This is a genomic window from Campylobacter sp. BCW_6466, from assembly GCF_001762835.1.
Taxonomy (GTDB): domain Bacteria; phylum Campylobacterota; class Campylobacteria; order Campylobacterales; family Campylobacteraceae; genus Campylobacter_D; species Campylobacter_D jejuni.
In genome coordinates, this window is the sequence record NZ_MJXO01000006.1 from 1 (window position 1) to 4,592 (window position 4,592).

Sequence of the window (4,592 nt, forward strand, 5' to 3'; positions counted from 1 at the left end):
GAGCAAGGAAGTAAAGAAGGATATGAATTTGCACTTAAAAAAATTGATGAAGAGTATAAAACAAGTGGAAAGTATTCTTTAATTGATTTAAGCGAAATAAAAAATATTAAAACACTTAAAGAAAGAGATTATAATTTTCTTTTAAATTCACAAAAAGAATCTAAAAAAGAAATTGAAAATGGAAGATATGAATATGCTGATATAATGATTATAAATTATAATGATCATTATAGTATACTTAGCGTTGAGTGTAATTTGCGAAGGAAATTTTGTGATATTTCTGATAATTAAAATGTTTTTATGGGTTGAGTTGTGTTAATGCCTAACTCTTCAGCTTTTTTATCTAGTGTTTCTTTGAGTTTAGCATTTTTCGAAAAAACTTTTAATCACTTTCGATTAAAAGTTTCCATATCTTTCATAATAAGATGATAAATATATGTATTTAAAGGAAAACCTAAGCTGTCAGCTCTCTCTTGAAGGTATTCTTTCGTCTTATCGCTAATTCTTAATTGTATAAGATTGCTCCCCTTACTTTCTTTCTCTTCTACCATTTTCTTTTTATTCTTTTCTATATCTTTTTTTGTTGCGTTTGGATTTGTAATTTTAACATAGTTACTCTTTCCATATTTACAAATTCTTTTTTTGTAAGTTCTAATTCTTTTAATTTTTTCTCAAATTTTATGTTTTCCATAAAAAATCAACTTTCTCATATTCTTTAAAATTTTCTTCAAAATATTTTTGTCCTTATTCTTTTGTTTCAAGGCTATATCCTGAAAAATCTATTTTTCTATCTTTGTCTTTTTCAAAGCTGATTATTGTGTAACATTGCTTGTTTTTTGTTACAAAGAAAAAATTATTATGAAGCACAAAAAAATCATATTTTCTTTTATTAAGATTGTATTTTTCTACCATTTCTTTTAAAAAATTTAAAAATACTTCTTCTGTAAGCTCCTTTTGTTCTTCTTTGTATTTTTTCATTAAGTAATCTGCTTCATCTAAAAAATTATAATAATCTATTTTTGTCATTTTCTTCTCCTTTGAAATTTATATTCTTTATTGGAATTTTCTTCTTTTATATTATTTTTGTTAAAATTAATAATGTGATTTACTACTTTTTCAATATCTTTTAAGCATAAATCTTCATCTAACTGAGTATTTATCCTACTTTTATTCCAAGAATGATTTTGATCAAAAAATATGATTTTAGTAATATTCTCGTCTTTTTCAAATAAATCAGTGTCAAATTTTTCTAAATAAATAGGGGCTATACAAACTTCATTTTTCAACTTATTAAAATCTAATTCTTGTTCGTGTTTTAAGCCAATATAGCCACAAAGCCATTGTCCTTTGTCATTTTGCATTAATAAATCCTTATCTTTTAATTCTTTTAGATTAGGATATTCAACTTTCAAAATAGTGTATGGAATGTCATTGATTTGTCCTTCTTTTCTTTCAAGTTCTATATATTTTTTTCATTTTATTTTCCATTTTATTCCTTTGTATATATTTGGTTTAGTTGAGATTTCTTTAAACAATATTTGCTCTCTTGTTTAAAGTGTTTTCCATACCTTGAGAAATCATTTCACTTTGTTTTCCATCAATACCTACTAATGATAAAGCCCATGAAGGCCCTTTAATAATTAAATTCCACATAATTACCGCTGAAGCAATTTTTGCAAATATAGTTAATAAGCCTGTGATTGCACCTATAATAAAGTTAGTGTGAAAATTATATACGCTAGTTTTAATTCCTGTAAATTGTTCTACAGAAACAAATAAGAAAAATTCGTCTACTAAAACATTTATAAATAATGATAAATATATAAAGAGAATAATTAATACGGGTTTTAAAAATATAGCCATACCATTAATTAAGAATTCAATAATTTTATCCATTCTTTTAGTTGCTAAGGAGAAAGCTACAACGAATGGTGAAATATAAAAATATTTTATCAAAGAAACTAAATAAGATACAAATATTATAATAGAAGCTGTAGTGCAAACCAATAATGGTATTTTTTGAAAAGTCCATTCTATTAACATTATAGCTATAGCATATCCTGTAATTGTTGAGGCAACTGTTCCTGTTATGTATCCAACGATAGCTCCACCTACTGTTCCTATGATTGGCACAGTAGAAGCTGCTGCTGCTTGAATTACAGCCATGAATTTTCCAGTATTTTCCATTACAAAATCTTTTATAGTTGAAGCTCCTGGTAACATCATCCATACTAATTTACCTGCTATCCATCCTAAAGAGCTATCTGTAATATCATCTTTACTAATTTCAATATCTCCTTTATTTATATTTTCTTTAGTGTTTTGAATATTTTTTTTAGTTGCTTTAATCATCCTTTCTTTTTGTTCATCTTCATCACCTTGCTCTTCTTTAAACATAGTTACTTCTGCTAAAATTGCACTACTTGGCGTAAATAAAGAATTTATCCATCCAAGTTGCATTTCTCTTACTGCAAAATAAGCATCAAGATTTTTCATTTCATTGATTTTTTGAGTGTTATCTCTTAATTTATCAATTTTTTCCATTTGAGAATTTATTTTAGTTATTTCATTTCTTGCTTTTAAAATATCAGCTTCTAAAGCTATACAAGCTTCCAAGGAAATATCGCCATTTTTTCCTGCCATATCATTACTATCTTCAGCTAAAAATCGTTTTATTTTTTCTTTATCTTCATCTGTTAAAGAAGTGATATAGCTTTCTCTAATGGCAGATAGTTGGTTTTTATATCTTAAAGAACAAGTTTTTTTATAAATTTCATCTCCTTGACTTATAAGAAACTCATTTTCTTTCTTTTTTTCTAATAAGGCTTTAATACCTTGAATATTTACTCCACCTATACTTTTATAAATTTTATCCATATAGGTTTTTCCACCAATTGCACTAGCCATATCTGCAATATCTGTTGATTTTAATGCAAAATATCTAATGACGTTTTGCATAATTGTTGAGTGAGCTAAACCATTTCCTTCGGGTATAGGCATAAAAAATGTTCCTATCATAATCATTGGAATATAAAATTTATGTAAAAATTTTTGCTTTCCTTCATTTTCGCCCCTATTTTCTAAGTAAGCTTGAATTTTTTCTGCACTAATTGAAGTAAGAAAAAATCCACCAACTAAAACAAGAATTAGAATTTGTAAATGTTGATAAATTTTTTCATTGGCTAAAAATAGATTTGAAAAATACGCCATATTGTTTTTATTAAAACCATCTACAGCTGAAGTTTCTTGCAAACTTATACTTGAAGTAGAAAATCCTTTATTTTGATTTAAAACAGAATTTGGAGCTATCAAAAAATCCATAAAACTTTGATTTTTTTGTATAGTTTTAATGCTAAAATTATCTATACCATCTTTTAAGGTTAATTCTCCTAAATTATAAGTTTTTTCTCTATCAATAATATTTGGATTTAAAGTTGCTAAAGCAACTAAATATTTTGCAAAATTAATTTTAGTATCGCTTGGCGTCCATTTAATTATACTTTCTAAATTAATTTTTCTATCTATATTTTCATAATTTTTTAATTCAGTATCAAGTCCTGTATACACTTGTTTAGCACAAGATAAATTAGTTTTTGAAGCATTAAATTTTAAATCTAAATCAAAATTTTCATTTTTATAAACTCTACAAAAAGTTGTCCCATTTTTAAAATCAAATCCTATGATTTGAGTTCCATATCCGCTATTAACCTTTCTACACTCCCAACTACATCCATTTTTAGAATCTATGTCATCATCACTATTAGGAAATATTTTTTGCATTTCTTCTTTAGTAGTTTCAGAAACAACTCCTTGCCCATTATTTGTTCCTTCTGCAAATAAGAAATTAAACAGCAATAAAAATAAAATTATTTTTTTCATTTGTATTTAACCTTTTGCTTATAATTGTTTTGAAAATTATTTTTAGCATTTAAATTAGGTTCGCCATTTAATTCAGGACACATAAATTTACAACCATTTTTCCATTCAGAACAACCATACCAAAATTTGTTTTTTTCATTTTTACTTTCTCTTTTTATTAAGTTTCCTTGATTACATTGAGGACATTTAAAAGATGTATTTAAATTAGTGCTTTTATTTTCTAATTCAGGTTTTCCATTAACAGATTTCGCCTTAAAATCACAACCATTAGAATACTCAGAACAAGAAAAGAATTTTCTAAATTTTCCATTTATTTCTCTTAAAAAACCTTTTTGACATTTAGGACAAGTTATTTTTTCTTTTTCTTCATTAGAAACAATTTTTTTGTTTAAACTCTTTTCATTATCAATTATTTTTAAAATAAAATCATTAATTGAATTTAAAAAATCGCTTCTTTTTAGTTTTCCTTCTTGTATCTCTTTTTGAGATTCAAACCATAAAGCTGTCATGTCTGGATTTGTCAATATAGGATCTAAATTTTGGATTAAATTAATTCCAAGTTCTGTAGCATTAACAACTTGCTTTTTATCCTTTGAAACTACAATATAGCCTCTGTTTATTAAAGTTTCTATGTGATTACTTCTTGTTGCTGGAGTTCCTATTCCGCCATTTTCGCCTTTTTTATCTTTATCTTTTTCTATTAAAAGTTTTTT

General features: G+C 25.5%; 5 protein-coding genes. 1 reads left to right on the forward strand and 4 read right to left on the reverse strand.

Going from position 1 to position 4,592, the window contains the following annotated elements; genetic code table 11:
- Positions 1 to 291, forward strand: a 291-nt coding sequence (locus AJ887_RS10085; protein ID WP_186820921.1) for a hypothetical protein, incomplete at its 5' end; no start/stop codon positions are given.
- Between the two features lie 453 nt (positions 292 to 744).
- Here the strand turns inward: AJ887_RS10085 and AJ887_RS00280 are convergent.
- The 4 genes from AJ887_RS00280 to AJ887_RS00295 form a co-directional block, all read right to left on the reverse strand.
- Positions 745 to 1,026 (reverse strand): hypothetical protein, encoded by a 282-nt coding sequence (locus AJ887_RS00280; protein ID WP_070209948.1) that lies wholly within the window; start codon positions 1,024 to 1,026, stop codon positions 745 to 747.
- A complete protein-coding gene (locus AJ887_RS00285; protein ID WP_070240252.1) occupies positions 1,023 to 1,361 on the reverse strand; it encodes a hypothetical protein in 339 nt (112 codons plus the stop codon). Before AJ887_RS00285 ends, AJ887_RS00280 begins: the two co-directional genes overlap by 4 nt.
- A 166-nt stretch (positions 1,362 to 1,527) precedes the next feature.
- A complete protein-coding gene (locus AJ887_RS00290; protein ID WP_070273933.1) occupies positions 1,528 to 3,879 on the reverse strand; it encodes a hypothetical protein in 2,352 nt (783 codons plus the stop codon).
- A partial coding sequence (locus AJ887_RS00295; protein ID WP_186820505.1) for a DNA topoisomerase occupies positions 3,876 to 4,592 on the reverse strand: 717 nt, incomplete at its 5' end. The genes AJ887_RS00290 and AJ887_RS00295, both read right to left, overlap by 4 nt.

What these genes read in the sequence shown, in the direction of transcription:
- AJ887_RS00290 (WP_070273933.1), bottom strand. Translation starts at nt 3,879, where the DNA reads ATGAAAAAAATAATTTTATTTTTATTGCTGTTTAATTTCTTATTTGCA.
- AJ887_RS00285 (WP_070240252.1), bottom strand. Translation starts at nt 1,361, where the DNA reads ATGCAAAATGACAAAGGACAATGGCTTTGTGGCTATATTGGCTTAAAA.
- AJ887_RS00280 (WP_070209948.1), bottom strand. Translation starts at nt 1,026, where the DNA reads ATGACAAAAATAGATTATTATAATTTTTTAGATGAAGCAGATTACTTA.